The 21,054-nt window shown below is 69.4% G+C and carries 22 protein-coding genes; 11 read left to right on the forward strand and 11 right to left on the reverse strand.

The features are described from left to right. Positions 1 to 24 precede the first annotated feature (24 nt). A complete protein-coding gene (locus tag VI480_RS08785) occupies positions 25 to 870 on the reverse strand; it encodes a fumarylacetoacetate hydrolase family protein (protein WP_323672455.1) in 846 nt (281 codons plus the stop codon). Between the two features lie 146 nt (positions 871 to 1,016). Here VI480_RS08785 and VI480_RS08790 point away from each other — a divergent pair, with 146 nt between their 5' ends. Further along, positions 1,017 to 1,538: a diguanylate cyclase gene (locus VI480_RS08790; RefSeq protein ID WP_323672456.1), complete on the forward strand. Its 522-nt coding sequence runs from the start codon at positions 1,017 to 1,019 to the stop codon at positions 1,536 to 1,538. Between the two features lie 16 nt (positions 1,539 to 1,554). Here the strand turns inward: VI480_RS08790 and VI480_RS08795 are convergent, their stop codons facing one another. The 3 genes from VI480_RS08795 to VI480_RS08805 are packed head-to-tail and all read right to left on the reverse strand — an operon-like array spanning position 1,555 to position 5,426. Continuing rightward, entirely contained in the window at positions 1,555 to 3,153 is a 1,599-nt protein-coding gene (locus tag VI480_RS08795) for a gamma-glutamyltransferase (protein WP_323672457.1), read from the reverse strand. A gap of 33 nt (positions 3,154 to 3,186) precedes the next feature. Next, the gene (locus tag VI480_RS08800) at positions 3,187 to 4,599 is read right to left on the reverse strand and encodes an FAD-binding oxidoreductase (protein WP_323672458.1); all 1,413 of its coding nucleotides are present in this window, start codon (positions 4,597 to 4,599) and stop codon (positions 3,187 to 3,189) included. Continuing rightward, a complete protein-coding gene (locus VI480_RS08805; RefSeq protein WP_323672459.1) occupies positions 4,596 to 5,426 on the reverse strand; it encodes a glycerophosphodiester phosphodiesterase in 831 nt (276 codons plus the stop codon). Before VI480_RS08805 ends, VI480_RS08800 begins: the two co-directional genes overlap by 4 nt. A gap of 95 nt (positions 5,427 to 5,521) precedes the next feature. Here VI480_RS08805 and VI480_RS08810 point away from each other — a divergent pair, with 95 nt between their 5' ends. Continuing rightward, positions 5,522 to 6,337, forward strand: a complete 816-nt coding sequence (locus tag VI480_RS08810) for a transglutaminase-like domain-containing protein (RefSeq protein ID WP_323672460.1) — start codon at positions 5,522 to 5,524, stop codon at positions 6,335 to 6,337. 39 nt (positions 6,338 to 6,376) lie between these two features. On the opposite strand, the gene VI480_RS08815 is transcribed toward VI480_RS08810, so the two are convergent. Beyond that, positions 6,377 to 6,994, reverse strand: a complete 618-nt coding sequence (locus tag VI480_RS08815; protein WP_323672461.1) for a histidine phosphatase family protein — start codon at positions 6,992 to 6,994, stop codon at positions 6,377 to 6,379. Positions 6,995 to 7,061: 67 nt separating this feature from the next. On the opposite strand from VI480_RS08815, the gene pyk reads away from it, so the two are divergent. Then, entirely contained in the window at positions 7,062 to 8,495 is a 1,434-nt protein-coding gene (gene pyk / locus VI480_RS08820; protein ID WP_323672462.1) for a pyruvate kinase, read from the forward strand. A gap of 21 nt (positions 8,496 to 8,516) precedes the next feature. Here the strand turns inward: pyk and VI480_RS08825 are convergent, their stop codons facing one another. Next, positions 8,517 to 8,828 carry a hypothetical protein gene (locus VI480_RS08825; protein ID WP_323672463.1) on the reverse strand — a complete coding sequence of 104 codons (312 nt, stop codon included), beginning with the start codon at positions 8,826 to 8,828 and terminating at the stop codon, positions 8,517 to 8,519. A 113-nt stretch (positions 8,829 to 8,941) separates the two neighbouring features. Here VI480_RS08825 and VI480_RS08830 point away from each other — a divergent pair, with 113 nt between their 5' ends. From VI480_RS08830 to VI480_RS08845, 4 genes are all read left to right on the forward strand, one after another. Next, entirely contained in the window at positions 8,942 to 9,406 is a 465-nt protein-coding gene (locus VI480_RS08830; protein WP_323672464.1) for a DUF3151 family protein, read from the forward strand. Further along, on the forward strand, positions 9,403 to 9,981 hold the full coding sequence (mobA, locus tag VI480_RS08835) for a molybdenum cofactor guanylyltransferase (protein WP_323672465.1): 579 nt from the start codon (positions 9,403 to 9,405) through the stop codon (positions 9,979 to 9,981). The genes VI480_RS08830 and mobA overlap by 4 nt, the downstream gene beginning before the upstream one ends. 116 nt (positions 9,982 to 10,097) lie before the next feature. Further along, positions 10,098 to 11,261, forward strand: coding sequence for a ribonuclease D (locus VI480_RS08840; protein ID WP_323672466.1), 1,164 nt, complete (start codon positions 10,098 to 10,100; stop codon positions 11,259 to 11,261). 148 nt (positions 11,262 to 11,409) lie between these two features. Further along, positions 11,410 to 11,685, forward strand: a complete 276-nt coding sequence (locus tag VI480_RS08845; protein WP_323672467.1) for a hypothetical protein — start codon at positions 11,410 to 11,412, stop codon at positions 11,683 to 11,685. On the opposite strand, the gene VI480_RS08850 is transcribed toward VI480_RS08845, so the two are convergent. Beyond that, entirely contained in the window at positions 11,686 to 12,450 is a 765-nt protein-coding gene (locus VI480_RS08850; RefSeq protein WP_323672468.1) for a hypothetical protein, read from the reverse strand. 29 nt (positions 12,451 to 12,479) lie between these two features. On the opposite strand from VI480_RS08850, the gene VI480_RS08855 reads away from it, so the two are divergent. Genes VI480_RS08855 through VI480_RS08870 form a run of 4 tightly spaced genes read left to right on the forward strand, consistent with a single transcriptional unit; the run spans position 12,480 to position 16,436 of the window. Next, entirely contained in the window at positions 12,480 to 13,925 is a 1,446-nt protein-coding gene (locus VI480_RS08855; protein ID WP_323672469.1) for an FAD-binding oxidoreductase, read from the forward strand. Further along, on the forward strand, positions 13,922 to 14,911 hold the full coding sequence (locus tag VI480_RS08860) for an FAD-binding oxidoreductase (RefSeq protein ID WP_323672470.1): 990 nt from the start codon (positions 13,922 to 13,924) through the stop codon (positions 14,909 to 14,911). Before VI480_RS08855 ends, VI480_RS08860 begins: the two co-directional genes overlap by 4 nt. Positions 14,912 to 14,937: 26 nt before the next feature. Further along, positions 14,938 to 16,218, forward strand: a complete 1,281-nt coding sequence (locus tag VI480_RS08865; RefSeq protein ID WP_323672471.1) for a (Fe-S)-binding protein — start codon at positions 14,938 to 14,940, stop codon at positions 16,216 to 16,218. Then, entirely contained in the window at positions 16,215 to 16,436 is a 222-nt protein-coding gene (locus tag VI480_RS08870; RefSeq protein ID WP_323672472.1) for a hypothetical protein, read from the forward strand. The genes VI480_RS08865 and VI480_RS08870 overlap by 4 nt, the downstream gene beginning before the upstream one ends. Before the next feature lie 33 nt (positions 16,437 to 16,469). Here the strand turns inward: VI480_RS08870 and VI480_RS08875 are convergent, their stop codons facing one another. From VI480_RS08875 to VI480_RS08890, 4 genes are all read right to left on the reverse strand, one after another. After that, positions 16,470 to 17,081: a hypothetical protein gene (locus tag VI480_RS08875; RefSeq protein ID WP_323672473.1), complete on the reverse strand. Its 612-nt coding sequence runs from the start codon at positions 17,079 to 17,081 to the stop codon at positions 16,470 to 16,472. Positions 17,082 to 17,098: 17 nt separating this feature from the next. Then, positions 17,099 to 17,824 carry a redoxin domain-containing protein gene (locus VI480_RS08880; RefSeq protein WP_323672474.1) on the reverse strand — a complete coding sequence of 242 codons (726 nt, stop codon included), beginning with the start codon at positions 17,822 to 17,824 and terminating at the stop codon, positions 17,099 to 17,101. Between the two features lie 164 nt (positions 17,825 to 17,988). After that, complete coding sequence (cofH, locus tag VI480_RS08885; protein WP_323672475.1) at positions 17,989 to 20,439, reverse strand: 5-amino-6-(D-ribitylamino)uracil--L-tyrosine 4-hydroxyphenyl transferase CofH; 2,451 nt, start codon at positions 20,437 to 20,439, stop codon at positions 17,989 to 17,991. Next, positions 20,436 to 20,981 (reverse strand): helix-turn-helix domain-containing protein, encoded by a 546-nt coding sequence (locus VI480_RS08890; RefSeq protein WP_323672476.1) that lies wholly within the window; start codon positions 20,979 to 20,981, stop codon positions 20,436 to 20,438. Before VI480_RS08890 ends, cofH begins: the two co-directional genes overlap by 4 nt. Between the last annotated feature and the right edge of the window lie 73 nt (positions 20,982 to 21,054).

Below are 21,054 nucleotides of genomic sequence, written 5' to 3' on the forward strand. Positions count from 1 at the left end.
CACGACTGCCCTGGGCCAGCAGCTCTAGGTGGGTTGGGCGATCACCGGGTTGGTGAGCGTCCCGATGCCCTCGATCGTGATGGACACGTCATCGCCGTCGCTCAAGAACGAGGGCGGCTTCCAGAACGCTCCCACTCCTTCGGGAGTGCCCGTGGCGATGATCGTGCCCGGCTCAAGCGTGAACGCTGTCGACAGATGCTCGACAATCTCGTAGCAGTCGAAGATGAGATCGTCGGTCTTGGCGTCTTGGCGGACTTCGCCGCTCACTTCCGTGACCAAGCGGCAGTTGTGCGGGTCGATGGAGTCGCCGGTGACCATCCACGGTCCGCACGGGCCGTGGGTGTCCCACGACTTGCCCATCATCATCGTGGGGCTTGCGCGCTGCCAGTCGCGCACGCTGACATCGTTCATGATCGTGTAGCCGGCGATGTAGTCGGCGGCGTCGGCGGCGGACACGGCTCGTGCAGCCCGCCCGATCACGATGGCCAGCTCGCCTTCGTAGTCGACCATGTCCGGCGCGGCCGCCGGCAGGTGAATGGACTCGTTCGGCCCGATGATGCAGTGGTGGTGCTTGTTGAAGATGATCGGCACCTTTGGGGGCTCACGGCCGCCCTCGGCTGCGTGGGCCCGGTAGTTGAGCCCCACGGCGAGGATGGTGGGCGGGCGGCCCACCGGCGACAGCAGACTCGCTTCGTTGAGCGGCGTGGCGGGGCCCGTCGACATGGTTTCGACTGCGGTCGTCAGGTCGCCGTCGCACGCTTCGAGCAGGGTCGGCAGGTCTGTGTGGTCGCTCTCCAGCGTTGCTATTTCCTGGTCTGTCACCACGGCCAGGGCGGGTTGACCGTCCACAAGATGTCGTGCAATGCGCATGCGCCGACGCTAGTGCGGAGCCGCACATCGGACGCGGTGGCGACGCTGAGCCCGTCCAGACGCGAGGGGCCGTGAGTTCCGTCGGCGGTCGCCATCTGACGGTTCGGCATTGTGCGGATCGCTCGACAGTGGCACTCTGGCGCTCCATGGCTCGCCATGGCGCCGGGGGCTCTACCCCCGGCGTATTCGACTCTGTGCTGGATCCCGTGACGGGACTTCCCGATGTGCGCGTCTTCGCGGTCCTGCTCGACCGCAAGCTGGCATTGGCCCGGCGGGCTCTCCAGCCGCTGTCGGTGGTGTTCTTCGAGGTCGATGGCTTCGAGGGGCTGAGCAGTACGCAGGCCCGGGTCGCTCAGCGGCTCGCGGCACGTCTGGTGCGAGGCACGCTGCGCGAATCGGACACCGTCTGCCATTGCACCGACGGGATCCTGGCCGCTGTCCTCGACGACACGCCGCACGGGGGAGCAGTGTGGGCCGCTGATCGGGTGCGCCGCGAAGTGGCCGCACGCTCGTATCACACGGGCGTCACACTCTCGATGGGCGTGGCCAGCTATCCCACCCACGCCTTGGAAGCGGCCGATCTGCGCGACCGTGCGTACGCGGCCCTCTTCGTCGCCCGCTCGCTCGGCCCCTCCCGGCTGGAGGTGGCCGAACCGCTGCCGCACTGAGGCTGAGCGTTCGCTCCTAGTAGCCGGCGACGCCGCCGGTGAGCGCCCGGGGATCCGACGCCCCCGCAAGCACGCTGTCGTGCACCTCGATGAGATGCGCATGGCCGTACGAATTGTCATGTGCACCGTCGGTGCCGACCCGGTGGCCCCGCCCGGTGAGATCGGCGAGGCCGTCGGGGCCCGCCCATGCCGCATGACCCTCGATGTACAGCTGCAGATTGCCGGGATCGGCCCACGTGTCGAAGCCGGTTCCCTCGGCAGCGCCCCACCGCCAGCGGCCCGATCCGATGGCCGATGCCGGCTCCTCGCCCGCGCACAGCGACCGGGCCAGCACCTGCAGCAGCACTTGAGGCTGGGCATCGCCGCCCATCGTGCCCACTACTGAGCGCAGCGACCCGTCTGCGCGCTGGACGATGGCCGGAGCGAGCGTGTGAGGGGGGCGCCGGCCGGGTCGGTACTCCGCAGCGTGGCCCTCCACCAAGTTGAAGCCGATTCCCCGGTTGTGCAGGCTGATCCGGTGCGTCGGGGTCCACAGCCCGATGCCCCAGCCGCCCGCATTGGACTGGATCAGCGATACGCCCATGCGGTCGTCATCCACCGCCGCGAGGTACATGGTGTCGCCGGTACCGGTGCCGGCGCCGAGCGGCGCCGCCGCATCCGGCGAGATGGCGGCGCGGCGGGGTGCGAGCCGCTCGGGCGCAACCAGCGCCGCACCGTCGGCGTCGGCCGACAGCACCGCGGGCCGATCCCATCCTGCCTGCTTGGCAGCTTCGGCCAGCAGGTGGGCGAACAGCGGATCGTCGGGGTCTGCGGGCAGTTCCAAACCGGCGGCGATCCACGCGCCGGCGAGCGTGAGGTAGCCCTGCGAGTTCGGCGGCACGGTCCAGAGGCGGTGCCCCCAGGCGTCGGTCTGCAGCGGCGTCACCCAGTCGGCCTGGGATCGAGCCAGATCCGCCGTCGTGTACTCGCCACTGCCCAGCTCGATGAGGTCGCGGCCGAAGCCGCCTTCGTAATAGGCCTCCCGGCCGCCGACGACGATCTCGTGCAGGGCAGCGGCGACGCCGGGCCGACTGATGAGATCTCCCGGCCGGTTCTGGGGCGAGTAGTCGTCGGTGTTGGCGACGCCGTCGAGCAATGCCGCGGCCGCTGCGCCGTGGGGCGAGAGCGGGAAGCCGCCGCTCGCGAAGTCGATAGCGGGGGCGAGCACCTCCGCCAGTGGGACGCGCCCGTACCGTTCGTGCAGGCTCAGCCACCCGTCTACACATCCCGGTACCGGCACACTGCGGATGTCGTTGCGGAAGCGCATCCGTGTGCGGCCCTCGGCGCGCAGCGCGTCGGGATCGGCGCCGCTGCCGGCCCGGCCGCTCGCATTGAGCGCCGCGGGGGCTGTGCCGTCGGCGTGATGGACCAGCGCCCACAGGTCGCCGCCCATGCCGCACATGTGCTGGGTGGTCACAGCGAGCACGGCCGAAGCCGCCACTGCTGCATCCGCCGCCGAGCCACCGGCGCGCAGCAGCGACACGCCGGCGTCGCTCGCGAGATGGTCGACGGTGCAGACCATGCCGTTGCGGGCGTGCCGTGTGGCGAACGGGACCTGCGGTCGGGATCGGCTCACCCCTCGAACGCTAGAGGCTGAACCGACTGTCGCTCAGGGCAGCAGGACGTTGGGATTGAGCAGGCCGACGGGGTCGAGCGCCCGCTTGATGGCGCCGAAGGCAGCCAACTCGGCCTTGCTGCGGTTGAGGTGCAGCTGGGCGAGTTTGGCGGTGCCGATGCCGTGCTCCGCTGAGATGCTGCCGCCGAGTTCGGCGACGTAGCGCAGCACCGCGTCATCCACCTCGTCGGCCGGTTCGGCACCGCCGGGACCCAGCACGTTGACGTGCACGTTGCCGTCGCCGAGGTGGCCGAACAGCAGCGGCTGGGCGTCGGGATCCGTGGCGCGGACCACGTCGGGCACGCCGTCGACGAACTCGGCGAGGCGGGCCGCAGGCAGGGTCACATCCAGCTTGTGCGGGATGCCGGCCGCCGAGATCGCTTCGGTGACGTTCTCGCGGAAGGCCCAGAGCCGCTGGCGGGCAGCGGGATCGAGCGCCACCGCCGCATCGACGACGAGATCGTCGACCTCTTCGACTGCAGCGCCGAGCTCATCGCTGGGATCGCTTCGCGCCGCGGCTTCGGCGATCAGCCACGCTCTGTCGCCAGCCGGACTGCGATGCGACTCGTCGCCGAGGCTGCCAACCGGCGGGGCAACGCCGAGGTGGCGTGAAACCAGCGCCATGGCCCCCTCGAAGACAGCTTCCAGCGCGTGCAGCGAGGCGACGCTGCGGCGCAGCACAGCGGCTGCGCTGACGGCATCGGCTGCTGTCTCGAACGCCAACAGGGCGGTCGCGCGCTCAGGCTGGGTGGGGTGCAGTCGCAGGCGCACTTGCGTGATGATGCCGAGCGTGCCCTCGCTGCCTGCCAGCAGGCTCCCGAGGTCGTACCCGGTGTTGTCTTTCTCCAGGCCGGCCAGGTGGCTCACGACCGTGCCGTCGGCGAGCACCGCTTCGATGCCGACTACCTGGGCTCGCATGGCGCCGTAGCGCAGCACGTTGATGCCGCCCGCGTTGGTGGCGACCATGCCGCCGATGGTGGCCGAGTCGCGCGCTGCAAGGTCCACGCCGACGCTGAGGCCCGACGAGGCCGCGTGCGCTTGGGCATCGGCCAATGTCACTCCGGCACCCAGCGTCACCTGCGACGCGAGCTCGTCCACCGGTTCGCAGACGTTCAACCGCCGTGTCGACAGCACTGCTTCACCGGCGAGCGGCACGCTGCCGCCGACGAGGCCGGTATTGCCTCCTTGGGGCACGACGGGCACCCGGGCAGCTGCCAGCGAACTCATCACGGCGGCGGTCTCGGCGGTGTCGCCAGGTCGGATCACCAGCGGCGTCGCGCCGGCGAAACGGCGGGTCCAATCGATGCTGTAGCCGGCGGTCATCTCCGGGTCCTGCAGGACGTGTGCTGCTCCGACGATTCCCGTCAGCTCGTCGATCAGCCCGGCATCGATGGCGCGGGTGCTCATGCGCCGGCCCCGTCGTCTGCGGGCCAGGCGCCCCGCTTCGCCATGACCTCAAGCAGGACTCTGGGCTCGTCGGTCATGATGCCGTCGACGTCGATGTCGAGCAGGCGGCCCATCTCGGCCGGGTCGTCGATGGTCCACACGTGCACAGCCAATCCGGCCCGATGTGCATAGTCGACCAGCCGGCGGGTTGCCAGCGGGATCGGACCCCGCCGCAACGGGATCGACGCGATTCGCCCCCGGAAGGGACGGTTGGGTGGCGTGCGGCCGGCCGACCTTGCCCGCGCCGGGCGGCGCTTCCGCGCCGGCAGTCCGGCGATGCTCAGCATCCGGAGGCGAGCGATCTCTTGCGGGCTGAAGCTCAGGCACACTGCGTCGCCGAAGGCTTGATCCACCCGCTCCAGCCGTTCGTCGGAGAACGAGCCGATGCACACGCGTTCCAGCACGCCCGGCCGCCGCAGTGCCTCGATGAGCGGCTCGACGGCGGCGTCGGTCTTGGGATCGATGCTGATGCGCACGTCGTCGAAGGCGTCGAGCAGCTCCTCGAGCCGGGGGATCGGCTCGCCGTCGACCCGTGCCCGGGACACCTCGGTCCAGGTCATCTCCGAGATGCGCCCGGTGCCGTCGGAGGTGGGGGCGAGCTCATCGTCGTGGAAGACGGCCAGCACCCCGTCGGAGGTAGCTTGCACGTCGGTTTCGAGGTGGTGGTAGCCGAGGCCGACGGCGCCTTCGAAGGCGGCCATGGTGTTCTGCGGCCACACCGCGCTGCCGCCGCGGTGGGCTATCGGCACCGGACCCGGTCCGTCCAGGTACGGATGTCGCGACGTCACAGTGCAAGTATCGCTGCTCGCCTGCCAGAACCATGGGCTGGCGCGGTGCCGCTGCCTAGATGGCGCCAAGCGCTGTCACCGCTACCGTCACGTCGATGTCAGATGGCGAATGGGCAGAAGATCAGTCAGGCGATCACCTGTCGCCAGCGGACGCCTTCGCCGAGTGGGCGGCCACCGAGCCAGTACCGCTCGACCGTGCGGCCTTAGCCATCGCCGCTCACTGCCGGACCGATCCGGTTGATGAGGCTGCGGCGCTGGCCGAACTGGACCGTCTCGGCGCCGCTGTGCGCGAACCCATCCCCGAAGCGGTCGTCGATCTGCTCTTCGGCACCGAGGGCTTCGGCCCGAACCGCGGGAGATTCGCCGATCCTGCCAACAGCTACCTGGACCTGGTGGTCTCGCGGCGGCTGGGCATCCCGATCACGCTCGCTGTCGTGACCATCGAAGTGGCACGCCGTGCCGGACTGGAGCTGCACGGGGTCGGCATGCCCGGGCACTTCTTGGTGGGCACGCCGGATGCCGGCATGTTCATCGACGCCTTCGAAGGTCGCCTCATCGACCGGGCCGGTGCCGCTGCGATCTTCGCCCGCTTCGAGTCACGCCAGGCATTCGACGACTCCTTCCTGCAGCCGACACCGCCTGAGGCGATCCTGCTGCGCATGCTGAACAACCTGCGCACCTTGCACCTGCGCCAACCCGATGCGCCATCGCTGCTGGCCGTGCTGGAGTTGCTGACCAAGCTGCCGGGCTGCCCGCCCGACGAGTTCCTGCGCCTCAGCCAAGCGCTCGCGACGCTGGGACGGCCCGACGAGGGCGCACGAGCGCTGGAAGACGCCGCAGACCGGTTCGGCGGCCGCGACGGCGAGCACCTGCGGCACGCGGCGACGCGCTTGTGGGCCCAGCTCAACTAGGCCAGCGAGCAGCCGTGCGGCCAAGGCCGCCAGCGCGGGCTACAGGCCGATAGCCAGGTCTGGGCGACCTCGCAGGTGGGTGCGCTCGTTGACGGACAGCACGCTGCGGTGGCCGTGGCTGGACGCAAAGACTCGTGTGACCGACGTGTAGTCGACGTCGAACTTCAAGAAGGTGTCCGCCTCGAATCCGAGGCAGCGCGCCAGGTACGCATTCACCACGCCGCCGTGGCACGCCAGCGCCACCCGCTGGCTGCGGTGGTCGGCCACGATCCGGTCCACCGCCTCGTTGACCGTGGCGATGAACTGAGCCGAGCGCTCTGCGTCGCTGAACGAGCCGGTTGCCAGCTCGTCCCAGCGCTCCCGGTCGGTTTCCTTCAACACCTCCATCGGGACATAGGCGGGGGAGTCACGGTCGAATTCGCTCAGCCCGTCGCGCACCGTCGGCTGCAGGCCGGTGGCGTCGCTGATCGCTTGGGCCGTCTGCAGCGCCCGCCGCATCGGGCTGCCGTACAGGGCATCGATGCCCATCTCGGCGAGCCACCCGGCGACCGCAGCGGCCTGCTGACGGCCGATCTCCGACAGCGGCGGATCAGCGGGCTGACCATCGTGCCGCACGACACGTTCTGGCTGGCCGTGGCGGACGAAGAAGAGTTCCACGGCGGGTGACCCTAGATGGCGAAATCCATGGCTGGCTGCCTTGACGAGAGCGGTACCGTGGTAGCACATGGCAAGACGGACCAAGATCATCGCCAGCGTCGGGCCAGCCTGCAACGACGAGGCGACCACGACCGCCATGATCGAAGCGGGCGTCGACGTCTGGCGTCTCGGGCTCGCCCACGGCACGCTTGACGAGCAGGTCGAGACGTTCCGGCGGCTGCGTGCTGTCTCAAAGGACTCGGGCCGGCATATCGGGATCCTCGTGGACCTGCCGGGCCCCAAGGTGCGCTGCAAGCCGTTCCCCGAAGGCGGCTGCGACGTCACCGAAGACGCCGTGCTCTCGCTCGCGATCGACGGCGACGCCAGCACGGCCGACCGGCTCGTCGTCGATTACGAGGGCCTGCTCACCGACGTGGGACCTGGCGACCGGCTGTCGTTCGGCGACGGCAACGTGGTGCTGGTGGTGGAGGACCGTGCCTCCAATGCCCTCAAGACCCGCGTTTTGCATGGCGGGCATCTCGAAGGCCGGCCGGGCCTCCATGTCGACTCATCCAAGATGCGCATGAGCACGCCCACACAGCAGGATCTGAAGCTGGCCGACACGTTCATCGATCTGGGCACCGACATGGTCGCGCTGTCCTTCGTCCGCTCCGCACACGACATGCGACGCTTGGGCGTCGAGCCTCACCCACGCGGCCCGCTGCTGGTGGCCAAGATCGAGACCAACGCCGCCGTGGAGAACCTCGACGGGATCATCGAAGCCTCATCGGCCGTGATGGTGGCTCGTGGCGACCTGGGCGCAGAGTGCGACATCGAGGAGTTGCCGCACCTGCAGAAGCGGATCATCGAGGCCTGTGTCGCGCATGGCCGGCCGGCCATCACCGCGACACAGATGCTGGAATCGCTGCTGCACTCGCCGGTGCCGACACGGGCGGAGGCCTCCGACATCGCGAACGCAGTGTTCGACGGCACGTCTGCGGTGATGCTGAGCGGCGAGACGGCCATCGGCCACGATCCCGTGAACGCCGTGCGCACTATGGCCCGCATCACCGAGCGAGCTGACGAGCGCTTCGACTACGAGGCGTGGTGGAACCGGCTGCTGTCGGTGCGCAGGCTGGATGAACGTGCTGCCGACTACCTGCGGGTGACTGACGGCATCACCCAATCGGCGTCGAGGCTGGCGACCGAGCTGGGTGCACAGGCCATCATCTGCCTGAGCCGCTCGGGGTTCACTGCCCGCAGCATGGCCCGGTTCCGCCCGTCGATGCCGCTGCTGGGCCTGACGCCCGAGCCTCGCACCGCGATGCAGCTCTCGCTTTCGTGGGGGACGCGCCCGCTGGTCTTCGGCGAACGCCTCACCCCGGCCGAGTCGGCACTTGAGGCGGTGCACGCGGCGGCACGCACCGGCGTGGTGCGAAGCGGCGACATGGTGGTGGTGGTGTCGGGCTCGAGCCCTGAGTCGCACGCCACCGACAACCTGCGCGCCATGCGCGTGCCTTGACGGAGGCTGAGCCGATAGGCGTCAACCTGTGTCGATGTCGATATCGACGTCGATGCGGGAGGGGTCGATGCGGTCAGGCCCGCACAAGGGGTTCTGGGGCACCTGCACCGGGCGACCGAAGACCTCGCAAGAGCAGGTCTCCTGGCAGTCCCGCAGCCCCGACCACTGCACGGCCAGCACTGCTGCTCCGCCCACCAGCACAGCAGAGATGAGCACGGCCAGCACCAGCCGGCGTATCAACCGGAGCGCAACGAAGGCCGCCACGGCCAATGCGGCGATCCCGCCGACCAGAGCGATGCTCAAGCGGTCGGCATCGAGCCATTCGGGCAGCACTCCAACAGAGAGTACGCAGCGCCCCCGCGGTGCCCGGGGATCGCTCCCGAGCCGACGGCAAGGCGCTCAGTAGAGTCCAAGTGGCTGATACGACGCTTCCCGAGGTTCCACGCATGGCGGCCACACCTATAGATCTGCGTCCGGGCGGCTTGCCCGAGACGGTGCTGGATCCGGCCCCTCCGGCCGCCATTGCGGCATGGGAAGCGGCGATGGCTCTAGGAGCGGCTGAACAGGGTGCTGCGCTAGCGGAGGTGGCAGCCCGCTGGCCGCGGCTGCTGGAGGCCTGGGCGGAACTGGGGCGCTGGGCGGCGAGCGAGGGCCGCCACATCGAGGCGTACGCCTACTGCAGGGTGGGATACCACCGGGGACTTGACGCGCTGCGCGCCGCCGGCTGGCGGGGGAGCGGCTACGTCCGCTGGGCGGAACACACCAACACTGGCTTCCTGTGGTCGCTGCTGGGCCTGGGTCGGTGCGCAGCTGCCATCGGCGAACACGACGAGGCCGACCGGTGTGCTGGTTTCCTGATGCAGCTCGACCCCGGAGGCGAGCCGTCCACGGGTGAGTGGCCGCAGGCGTGAAGCCCGCCGGCGTCGTGCTGTGCGGCGGCGCATCCACGCGCATGGGCAGCGACAAGGCCGGCCTCGAACTGGCGGGCCGGCCGCTGGCCTTGTGGGTCGCCGATGCGCTCTCGGCCGCGGGAGCAGACCCTGTCGTGGCGCAGGGCGGCAGTCCGCCGCCGCCGCTCGTGGCCGAACCCGACAGCTCGCCGCGAGCCGGGCCTCTCTCGGCCCTGATCGATGCGCTGGAGCGCCACGGCGATGTGCTCGTCTGTCCAACCGACGTGCCGACGGTGCCTGCTGAGCTGCTTGCCGCCCTGGTTGAGCGCGCCCGCAGCACAGGCGCGCCGGTGGTGCTGGCTCACAGCGACCGCCCCGAGCCCCTCATCGGCCACTATGCCCGCGAGTCGCTCTCGATGCTGAGGGCAGGGCTGCAGGCCGGTGCGCGAGGGCCGAAGGAAGCCTTCGACATCGAGAGCGTCCCGACCGTGCCGGTGAACCCGTTCGATGTGCTGAACGTGAACACGCCTGCCGATCTCGCTGCAGCCGAAGCGGCATTGGCGGCTCGTGAAGCGGCCCAGCCGGGAGCGGGCTGACGCGCATGGCACCCTCGCGTGACCGACCTCGCCGCAGCTCGTCTCGCCACGAATCGTCTCGCAGCGATCGGCGCCGCAGCGACTCGTCTCGCCGGGATGCATCACCGTACGAGTGGGTGGACACGCAAGCGGATCTCGACGCTCTGGTCGTCGATCTGCTGGCGGCCGACTGCGTGGCCGTGGACACCGAGTTTCACCGTGAGCGCAGCTACAGACCGCGGTTGGCGCTGGTGCAGATTGCGTTCGGCGAGCGGATCGCGCTCATCGATCCCACCACCACCGGTGTCGCAGTGCTGGGGGCTGTGCTGGCGGCCGACGTCCTAGTGGTCATGCACGCGTGCGCGCAGGACATCGAGGTGCTGTCCCAGGAGTGCGACGCCATCCCGTCGAAGCTCTTCGACACACAGGTGGCCGCTGGCTTTCTGGGCATGAGCACACCGTCGCTGGCGGCGCTGACCGACCGCCTGCTCGGTGTTCGGCTGGCCAAGGGCAACCGCCTGACTGACTGGTTCGAGCGGCCGCTGCGACCGGCTCAGCAGCGCTACGCAGCCGACGACGTGGCGTACCTGATCCCCCTGCTCGACGAGTTGCGCTCCCGCCTGACGGCGCGGGATCGCTGGCAATGGGCGCTCGACGAGTGCGAGCAGTGGCGCCGACCTCCCGGTCCGCCGCCGGATCCTGCCCAAGCGTGGACCCGGATCAAGGGGGCACGCCAGTTGCGCGGGCCCCAGCGAGCGGTCGCGTACCGGCTGGCTGCCTGGCGCGAGCGAACGGCCAGCGAGCGGGACATCCCGGTGCGCTTCGTGCTGTCGGACATGGCGCTGCTGTCGATCGCTCAGCGTCGCCCCCGCAGCATCGATGACCTCGGCGGCTTGCGGGGGGTGGACAGCGGCCAGTTCCGCGGTGCGGCTGGTGACCGGATCATGGCTGAGGTGCAGCGCGGTCTCGACATGGCGCCAGGCGACATCCCAGCCAGTGCGCTGCCGGCGGGGCCCAACGTGGATGCGGCACTGCAGCCGGCCGTTCCCCTCGTGGGCGCCTGGGTCGACGAGGTGGCACGCACCGAGGGCATCGATCGCAGCCTGCTGGCGACCCGTTCGGACATCGCCGCGCTGCTCGCGGGCGATCCGGCCTCGAAGCTGAGCTCGGGCTGGAGGGCCGAAGTGGTGGGCGACGGGATCAGGTCGCTGCTGGCCGGCGAGGCCGCACTTGCGTTCGATCCGTCGGCCGGCCTGCAGCTCGAGTCGCGGCCCCGCAAGGTGCCTGAACAGTGCGAATGACACGCAGCCCAATGACACGCAGCATCGCGCCCCAAACGGTAGGGTGGCAGGGCACTTCGTAGAACACAGATGCCCTCTCCGGCGCGGATGGGGGCATATCCGGATGCAGGCAAGCGAAGCCTCGCAGTCGAGCACGAGGAGCCAGCCGGTGAAGAAGGGTCGACATCGCCGCTATGAGGAGGCGCGCAAGTTCCAGCGGGCCACGGCGGAGCGGTTCACCATCGAGGACTACGACTTCGACAACTCCGACCGTTTCGGGGTGGAGTTCGACGACGAGGAATCGGCGCCCGACGATCAGTACGGTCACCTTGCCGACAAGTACGACGACTATTCGGATCTCGAGGCCAAGTACGCCGATTTCGATGCCGACGCCGACCCTGAGTCCGACGCCAACACCGGGGCCCCCCAGCGCGAGAGCGCTTAGCTAGCCGCTAGCGCGGCGGACGGCTGGGTGGGGGAGCAGTTGGGTCGAGGCTGTGCGCTGGTCGAGTCGGGTGCGCAGCTCGGCGTAGATCGTCGGCCCGCAGATCGCCGTCAGCTCGTCGCAGAGCGCCCTGAACACAGGCTCGCTGCCGACGTGGGCCTGGGCCGCCGACGTGCACCACCAGGCGACGTCGGTGTCGGGGCCGCCCCAGTCGCGCAGCTCCCACTCCCGCACCATCGTGTAGACGTGGCCGGTGACGGTCTCATGGTCTTCGCGGCGCAGCGGTGCCTGCCAGCAGATCTCGGGCTTCGTGTCCATGGGCCGCCGGCCGGTGCGCTCAGCCAGCAGGTGGAATGCGCAGCCCGCGCCCGCGGGGTGGTCAGCCCGGTTCGCGAACACGCACGCACCGTCGACTACCTGGGTGCGCCACCAGCCCTCGCTGTCCTGCCAGAGCGCCTCTGCGGGGTCGCGGCGGTGCTGCCAGAGCTCGGCGTCGAGCTCGGCGATCATCTGCCGGACGTGCGCGAGGTCATCGTCGCCGTTGAGATAGGCGCCATGGGTGCAGCAGCCCAGCTCCAGCTCGGGGGCCGGGTCGCCGTCGATGCCGGGGCAGCCGGCGCCGTAGATGCACGTCCAGGCGCTGGCGAGGAACGTCACATCAAACAGCCACGTGCGATGTTCGAGCGGATCTTCCAGCGACAGCCACTCCCGAGAGTCGTCGCCCAAGCTCCAGCCATCGGGACCCACGCCGATATCAGAAGCCATCCGCGCCGAGCCTACGGTACGGTCGGGGCGTGACTTCTGAGGACGACGCGGCTGATGCGGCCCTGCTTGCCGACCTGCGTGGCGTGCTCGGCGACCGTGCACGCGACAACGACTTCGAGCGGGGTTTGTACAGCCGGGACGGCTCGATCGAGGGCAGCCCGCCGGCGATCGTGTGCCTGCCCGAGTCGGCCGCCGAAGTCGCCCAGATCGTGCGTGTCTGCCGTCGTCACAGCCGGCCGTTCCTGGCGCGAGGCTCAGGCACCGGCCTAGCCGGGGGCGCAGTGCCCGTCGGCAGGCCGGTGGTGATTGCCACGGCGAAGATGGATCGCATCATCGAGGTTGACATCGACAACCGGGTGGCATGGGTTGAGCCCGGTGTGCTGAACCTGGATCTGTCGCGAGCATTGACGCCGCGGGGCTTTCACTTTGCCCCCGATCCTTCGAGCCAGCAGGTCTGCTCGATCGGCGGGAACATCGCCAACAACTCCGGCGGGCCGCACTGCTTGGCGTACGGCGTGACCACGGCGCACATCGCGGCGCTCGAGGTGGTGCTTCCCTCCGGCGACACCGCCATCTTGGGCGGTGTGGAGGCGGAGCCGGCGGGATTCGACCTGCGCGGACTGTTCGTGGGTTCCGAAGGCACCATGGGCATCGCCACCAAGGCCGCAGTGCGGCTGACGCCGAACGCGCCTGCTGTGCGGACGCTGCTGCTCGACTTCGACGATGTCAGCGAAGGCTCGGCGGCCGTCAGTGCCATCATCGCCGCAGGGCTGGTGCCCTCGGCCCTGGAAATGATGGACAAGCGCGCCATCGAGATCGTGGAGGCGTTCGCCCACGCCGGCTACCCGACCGGGGCCGCGGCGGTGCTGTTGGTGGAGCTCGACGGTCTGCCGGGCGGAGTCGACGCCGGTGTGGAGATCGTGCGCGAGGTGGCGCTGAAGCATCACGTCGGCCACGTGCGTGTCGCGGCCGACGACGAGGAGCGGGCGCTGCTGTGGAAGGGACGCAAGAACGCCTTCGGAGCGGTGGCGCGGATCAAGCCCGATTACTACCTCCACGACACGGTCGTGCCCCGCTCGAAGCTCACCGAGGTGCTCGAGAAGGTGTACCGGATCGCTGATGCGTACGGGCTGATCGCCGTCAACGTCTTCCACGCCGGCGACGGGAACCTGCATCCGATCCTGGCGTTCGATCGGCGTCAGCCCGGCGTGGACGAGCGGGTGAAGGCCGCTGGCCGCGACATTGTCGCGGCCTCCATCGAGGCCGGCGGGGTGCTCAGCGGCGAGCACGGAATCGGTTTGGAGAAGCGCGACTACATGGGAATGCTGTTCAGCGCCCACGACATGTACACCCAGGACGTGGTGCGGGAGACGTTCGATCCCGACGGCCTCGCCAACCCCCTCAAGATCATCCCGACCGGCTCACGTTGCAGTGATTCGTTCCATCAGCACGTGCCCGAAGGTGCCTGGGTGTGAGTTCGCAGCCCAGCAGCGCCGGCTCGCCGCCGGCAGCAGCGAGCACCGGGTCGGCCGATGCCGGGGCCAGCCTGGCTGCGAACATTGCAGCGGAGGTGACTGCGTTTGCCGGCGAAATCGGCATCAGCGATCCGGTCACGGTGGTGGGTGCCCAAACTCACTGGGACGTCGGCGGCGTCCCGCTTGCGGGGACGCGTGAGGTCCGAGCACCTGCGGGCGTGTGGGAACACGAGCCGTCGGAGATGACGGTTCGCTGCGGTGCCGGCACGACGGTGGCCCAGCTGGCGGCGCATCTCGCTCAAACCGGCCAGATGGTGCCGCTCGACCCTGCCGATGACGCGGCGACCGTGGGCGGGGTGCTGGCTTGCGGTTTCAGCGGACACCGGAGGCTTCGTTACGGGCATGTGCGCGATCTCGTGCTGCAGACCCGTCACGTTGACGCCACCGGCAAGGTCGTCACTGCGGGCGGCCCCACGGTGAAGAACGTCTCCGGGTACGACTTGGCCCGCCTGCTGGTGGGCTCGCTGGGAACGCTCGGTCTGCTGGCCGAGGTGATACTGCGGACCTTGCCGGTGCCGCCTGCCGCGCAATGGCTGGAGGGCGACGGCGATCCCTTTGTGGCGTTCGACCTGCTGTACCGGCCCAGCAGCATCCTGTGGAACGGATCGCACGCCTGGATCCTGCTGGAGGGTGATGCAGCCGATGTCGCTGCAGAGACTGCCAAGGTCGAGCCGCTGGGCTTCTGTGTCACCAATGGCGGGCCGCCGATCCCCGCCGCCGGGCGCGAGTCGATGCGGCCCTCGGACCTGCGAGCGCTCGCCGGCACGCCGGGCGGGTGGATTGCCGAGGTCGGCATCGGTCTGGTGCATCGGCACGAACCTGTGCCCGCTGCACCGGTCGCGCCGGCCAATGCTGTGCTGATGGACCAGCTCAAACAACGGTTGGATCCCGACAACCGGCTCAATCCCGGCCGGAGGGCATGGTGAGCCCCGTGGGCGAACAGTCGGGCGCAGTGAGTTCTTCTGACTCTTTCCCGCTGCAGCTCGATATCGACAGCGACACGCTCGCGTCGTGTGTGGCGTGCGGCATGTGCCTGCCGCACTGCCCGACCTACCGCGTGACCGGTGAGGAATCGGCATCGCCGCGGGGGCGTATTGCCATGATGCGCGATGCCGCCGAGCGGGGCGAGGCCGATGCAGCGTTTGTGGAGTTCATGGACGCCTGCATCCAGTGCCGCGGCTGTGAGACAGCATGTCCGGCGGGCGTGCACTACGGGCACATGATGGAGGCCACCCGTGAGGCGTTGGCATCCCAGACCAGCTACCAGCCTCGCCTGCGGCGGCTCGCTTACCGTGCATTGGGCATGCCCCGGTTGCTCGGGTTCGGATCCCGCCTGCTGGGTCTGTCTCAGCGGCTCGGCCTGATACGCCTGTTGAGCCTCTTGGGCCGTGCACGCCCGTTTCGCCAACTCGGTGCCATGACCGCCTCGCTGCCGCGTGTGCCGGTGCGCCAGGCACCGCTCACCGCCAGCGGCGACGATGTCTGGCTGTTCACCGGATGCGTCATGGACGCGTGGATGCGCGACACCCACCGGGCCGTGCAGGCCGTGATCGAGGCAACCGGTGCCGGTGTCGCTTTGCCGCCGGCGGGGGCCACCTGCTGCGGCTCGCTGCACCTCCACGCGGGCTTGGCCTCCGACACCCGGCGACTCGCTCACCGGGTGATGGCGGCGCTGCCCGGTGAGGCTCCGATCCTGATCGACTCGGCTGGCTGCGGCGCCACGATGAAGGAATACGGTCACCTTCTGGGCACCGAAGAGGCCCACCAGTTCGCTGGACGCGTGCAGGATGTGCACGAATGGCTGGCAGAGCGGATCGACGACCTGCCGGAGGGCGCGGCGACCTCACCGGATGCCGACGGTCCGAGCGCCAGTGACGCGATGGCCAGCGACGCGACGCCGCGGGAGCGGGTAGCAGTGCAGGATCCGTGTCACCTGCGTCACGTACAGCAGGCGCATCTGCCAGTGCGCGCTGTGCTCGGGCGGTATGTCGAGATTGCGGAGCTCGACGACGAGGGCCTGTGCTGCGGCGCAGGCGGCGCCTATTCCCAGCAGCACCCCGAGGTCGCCGGAGCAGTACGGGAGCGCAAGGCGGCCGCCATCGAGCGCACCGGTGTGAGCGTTGTCGCCAGCGCAAACCCCGGATGCACGCTGCACCTGCGAGCGGTGGGCCTCGACGTCCGCCATCCGCTCGAGATCGTGGCCGAGCACCTGGATGGCGGCACGCAGGCATGAATGACGAGATCGCTGAGCTGGCAGACCGTCTCGACGACACGGCCGAACGACTCGCCGAGCTCAGCATCGAGCTGCTGCAGGGCGCCCTCGCCGATGCCGACACCAGCGACCAACGCGCCCGGCTCGAACGAAGCGTCACGCGAGCTCGTCGTGCCACGATCAAGGCCGCCTCGATCCTGCGAGAGTCGATGGGAGCGTCAGAGGCGTTCGACGACTAGCGGCTGATGAGCGGCCCTGACCGAGCAGGCCGCTCAGTTGCCGCTCGAGATGCGGTAGAGCTCGCCGATGAGGTCGTCGTACTGGCCGATGGCCAAGGCCACGGCGTAGGCCGCGCCGACCAGGGCGCCGGCGATGGCGAACGGCAGCCGGTTCAGCAGCCTGCCGACAGCCGGCACCGCATAGGGAGCCGTGGCAATGAGCAGCAGCGGCAGCAAGACGCCGACCATGTAGATGAACATGAGCCCGAGCGTGCGTGGGCCGGCAGTGGAGGCGTCATTGAGGATGTCGCCGAGGAGTTCGCCGACGCAAGGCCTCCACAGCCAGCCTGCCAACGCGCCGCCCACGAGGCCTGCGCCGGTGGCGAGCGGCGACGAATGGCCAGGCGCCCGCCATGCCGCCGAGTAGGTGCCGGCGGCGACGACGCCGGCGATCACCACGGCTGCACCTCGCGCCGAGACCCACCAGTGCCCGGCTGCCTGCGCCCAGGCCAGGAACGCAGCGCCTGCGGTGTAGTACAGCGCCACTGTGAGACGCGCCCTGCGGGCAACGAACACCAGCGCCAGCCCCGGCGCCAGGGCCGTGAGCGTGCAGGCCCACGTGATCACCCCGATGCCCTCGGTGAGGGTGTCGAAAATGGTGCTCATGGCCGCTGGCCCGCCGGTCAGGCCTCAGCGAGGAGTCGCTCGACGGTTGCGTAGAGCTCCCGGTAGGTGTGCGCACCGTCGCCGCGGCGATCGAAGCGGATCTGGTTGTCGCTGTCGATGACATAGACGCGGGGCCAGTAACCGGTGGGGCCTTCCTGCCAGACGTGGAAGTTGTACTTGGTGGTGTCGAGAGCGATCGGCCAGACCACGCCGAGTTCGGCAGCGGCCTCGATGATGTTGTCGACATCGGCCTCGTAGCCGAATTCGGGGGAGTGGACCCCCACGACCTCCACGCCTCGATCCCGGAAGTCCGCGTGTAGTTGGGCCAACGCGTCGAGCGTCTTCTTGCAGTTCCGGCAGCCGAACGTCCAGAACTGCACCACCGTGATCTCGTTGTCTGCCCGGATCTCCTCCAGAGATGTGGCCCCGGTGTTCAGCCAGCCGTCGAGCTTGCTGAGTGTGAAGGCGGTGCCAAGCACCGGAATCGGCTCGGGCGCCTCGGTCGTTGTCGTCGGCACCGGAGCGGCAGTCGTCGCTGTCACCGGCTCCGGCGGAGCAGCCTCAACTGTTGCCGTCGTCGGCGATGCCTCGCTCGGCGCGGTCTGCGATGTCGCGGACTGCGCGTTGACGGCCTCGGCGACGCCCGAGCCGTCGTCGGGCGCGTCGACGGCGGTCCACACGATGAGCGCGACGCCCACGAGCAGCACACCGGCTGCCACATAGCGCCCAAGAGAAGCCTTCATCTCACCGCGCAGCGTACGCCCCACCCAACCAACCACGACCGCGCCGAGATGCAGATGCTCAAGCTGTGGAGTCGGCAGGGCCCTCGGCGACGTTGCGACCTGCTGGATCGCTGGTCGCAGAGGGCCCTGCCGACTCCACGGCGGGCGCGCCGGTGACGCAGTCGCTAGACGCGACTGCCGAGCGATTCGAGCGGGATGAGCTTGCGGTCGGTGGCGTTGTCGGTGGGCCGCAGGATGCGGCTGCGCACCTCGGGGAAGTCCTGCTCGGTAAGCCCCTGGCCATGCTGCGCGCCCGCAGCACGCGAGATGTTCTCGTCCATCAGCGTTCCGCCCATGTCGTTGGCGCCCGCCCGCAGGATCTGCCGGGCTCCCGGCGGTCCGATCTTCACCCACGACACCTGGATATTGTCGATGAGCCCCCGGTAGGCAATCCGCGGCACGGCATGCATCAGCAGCGTCTCACGGAAGGTGGGGCCCCGCCGGGCGCCCTTGCGCAAGTAGATCGGGCTGGCCATGTGCACGAACGGCAGCGGCACCCACTCGGTGAACCCGCCCGTGCGCTTCTGCAGCTCGCGGGTGGCCACGATGTGATTCGCCCAGCTCTCCGGATGCTCGATCGATCCGAACATGATCGTGATGTTCGAGTGCAGGCCCACGGCATGAGCCGCCTCGTGGCATTCGAGCCACTCGGCAGTGTTGATCTTGTCTGGGCACAGCACCGCCCGCACCGAGTCGTCGAGGATCTCTGCAGCAGTGCCCGGCAGCGACTTCAACCCCGCTTCCTTGAGCCGCATCAAGTAATCGACGAGCGACTCGCCGAGCCGCTTGGCCCCCTCGATGACCTCGAGGGCCGTGAACCCGTGCAGGTGCATGTCGGGCACAACATCGTGAATGGCCCGGCACACGTCGATGTAGTAATCGCCGTCGAAGCTGGGGTGGATGCCGCCCTGCAGCGTCACCTCGGTGGCGCCCAGCTCGGCGGCCTCGACCACCCGTTCCTGGATGTCGGCCAGCGTCAGCATGTAGGGCGTGCCGCGCAGGTTCAGCGACAGAGGTCCCTTGGAGAAGCCGCAGAACTTGCACTTGAACGTGCAGACGTTCGTGTAGTTGATGTTGCGGTTGTGCACCCAGGTCACGATGTCGCCGACGGCTTCGCGGCGCAGCTCGTCGGCCACCTCGCCGACGGCGACCACCTCGGGTCCGCGGGCGGAGAACAGGGTGACGATCTCTTCATGGCCGACTTGTTGACCGGCCATCACCCCGTCGAGCACCTCGCGCACAGCCCCGCGGGCATGCGAGGGGCCGCCCATGATGTTCGTGGGGAGGTGACCGGCGCCGCCTGAGTACCACTGGGTGGAGTTCTCGTCGGCCACCAGGACATCTGCGCCGGAGCCGGCGTTGAGGTTCTCCATGGTGCGTTCGGGCATCTGGCCGCCGGGGTCGTCACGGCCGAGGCCTTCGGCGTCGGAGCGATCCATCACCGGGAACCGGTTGGTCTCGGCCAGCCAGCGCTCGGGCTGCAGCGCGAATTCCGGGTAGATCGTGAGCCGGGGAGCGAGGGTGAATTCCCGCGCTTCGGTGACTTCCCGCAGGCGATCGAGCGCCGGCCACGGGCGCTCGGGGTTGACGTGGTCGGCCGTGATCGGCGAGACGCCGCCCCAGTCGTCGATGCCGCATTCCAAGAGCCCACCAAAGTCCTCGGTGAGGTTCGGCGGAGCCTGCAGGTGGATGTCGGCGGGGAGGATCAGCCGTGCCAGCGCGATGGCCTGCGCATACTCGTCGGGCGGGCAGGCGGGCATGTTGTGCATCGACGTGCCCGCCTTGGGCAGGAAGTTCTGCACGATCACTTCCTGGATGTGGCCCCAGCGAGCGTGGCTCGCGGCGATGGCCTCGAGCGCCGCCAGCCGGTCGGCGAGCGACTCGCCGATGCCCACGAGGATCCCGGTGGTGTACGGAATGGCCCCCTCGCCGGCGGCTTCGAGCGTGGCGAGCCGCCGAGCCGGTTCCTTGTCGGGCGATCCCCGGTGGCAGTCGAGGTGGGGGTTCAGCGACTCCAGCATCATCCCCTGGCTGGGCGACACCTCGCGCAGCGCCGCCAGCTCGCTCGCGGTCATGGCGCCCGGGTTGGCATGGGGGAGCAGCCCGGTCTCGTCGCGCACGAGACGGCACATCTCGACCAGGTAGTGGACGGTGGAGTCCCAGCCGTGCTCAGCAAGCCAGTCCGCCGCTGCGGGGTAGCGCAGCTCGGGGCGCTCGCCCAGGGTGAACAGCGCCTCGTGGCAGCCCGCCCGGGCACCGCTGGCGGCGATCTCCAACACCTGCTCGGGCGTCAGGTACGGCGAGTCGAGCCGGGCGGGAGGCTGTGCGAACGTGCAGTAGCCGCACTTGTCGCGGCACAGCATGGTCAGCGGGATGAACACTTTCGGGCTGTAGGTCACCCGCGTGCCGAACGCCTGGCCGCGCACGGCCGCTGCCTGCTCGGCAAGCTCGCCGAGCGGCAGCGCAGCCAGTGCCAGCGATGCCGCCGAGGGCTGCGGGGCCACGGCAGTGCCGTTGGGCGACGCGCCGTTGGCCGCCGGATCGTCCACGCCACGCGACGGTTCGATGATGGTCACAGGGCCCCTCCGTTCGTGGGCTGCTGTTGAAAGGCGGTGGCGGCAGCGGCGACCTCGTGGCCGCTCAGCCCCTCGGGGGGCGCTTGGTCGCGAAGCGACGCGTCGCTGCGGCTGGACCGGCTGCGGATGCGAGTGGGGCTCACCGGCTCGTCGCAGCCGGGGCACCGGGTAGCGATCTCCAGCGGTGTCCCGCAGTCGGCGTGCACCAGCACGGTGGGCGCATCGCCGTCGTGGCACCAGCGGTCGCCCCAGGCCATCAGCGCGAGCAGGCTGTTCGACAGGTCGAGGCCCTTGGCAGTCAGGACGTAGTCGTGCCGGACCGGTCGGTGCTGGTAAGGCTCCTTGGCGACAACGCCTGCGTCTACGAGACGGCCGAGCCGGTCGGCCAGCATGTTGCGAGCGATGCCGAGGTCGTGCTGCATGGCGCTGAAGCGGCGCACGCCGCGGAACAGGTCACGCAGGATGAGCAGCGTCCAGCGGTCGCCCACGATGTCGAGGGTCGCCTGGATGGAGCAGCTCGGCTGGCCCGTGACTGTCTTCACGGCCGCGCACACTACGGCAGTCAGTTTCGGTTTGCAACCGACCCGCCCAGCTCGCGCGATTCAGGCGAGCGCG

Origin of the sequence: Candidatus Poriferisodalis multihospitum (assembly GCF_028283155.1) — a bacterium.
GTDB lineage: Bacteria > Actinomycetota > Acidimicrobiia > Acidimicrobiales > Poriferisodalaceae > Poriferisodalis > Poriferisodalis multihospitum.

Coding starts and splice junctions, on each gene's coding strand:
- VI480_RS08785 (WP_323672455.1), bottom strand. CDS start 870: ATGCGCATTGCACGACATCTTGTGGACGGTCAACCCGCCCTGGCCGTG.
- VI480_RS08790 (WP_323672456.1), top strand. CDS start 1,017: ATGGCTCGCCATGGCGCCGGGGGCTCTACCCCCGGCGTATTCGACTCT.
- VI480_RS08800 (WP_323672458.1), bottom strand. CDS start 4,599: ATGAGCACCCGCGCCATCGATGCCGGGCTGATCGACGAGCTGACGGGA.
- VI480_RS08810 (WP_323672460.1), top strand. CDS start 5,522: ATGTCAGATGGCGAATGGGCAGAAGATCAGTCAGGCGATCACCTGTCG.
- pyk (WP_323672462.1), top strand. CDS start 7,062: ATGGCAAGACGGACCAAGATCATCGCCAGCGTCGGGCCAGCCTGCAAC.
- VI480_RS08830 (WP_323672464.1), top strand. CDS start 8,942: ATGGCGGCCACACCTATAGATCTGCGTCCGGGCGGCTTGCCCGAGACG.
- VI480_RS08850 (WP_323672468.1), bottom strand. CDS start 12,450: ATGGCTTCTGATATCGGCGTGGGTCCCGATGGCTGGAGCTTGGGCGAC.
- VI480_RS08870 (WP_323672472.1), top strand. CDS start 16,215: ATGAATGACGAGATCGCTGAGCTGGCAGACCGTCTCGACGACACGGCC.
- VI480_RS08875 (WP_323672473.1), bottom strand. CDS start 17,081: ATGAGCACCATTTTCGACACCCTCACCGAGGGCATCGGGGTGATCACG.
- VI480_RS08880 (WP_323672474.1), bottom strand. CDS start 17,824: ATGAAGGCTTCTCTTGGGCGCTATGTGGCAGCCGGTGTGCTGCTCGTG.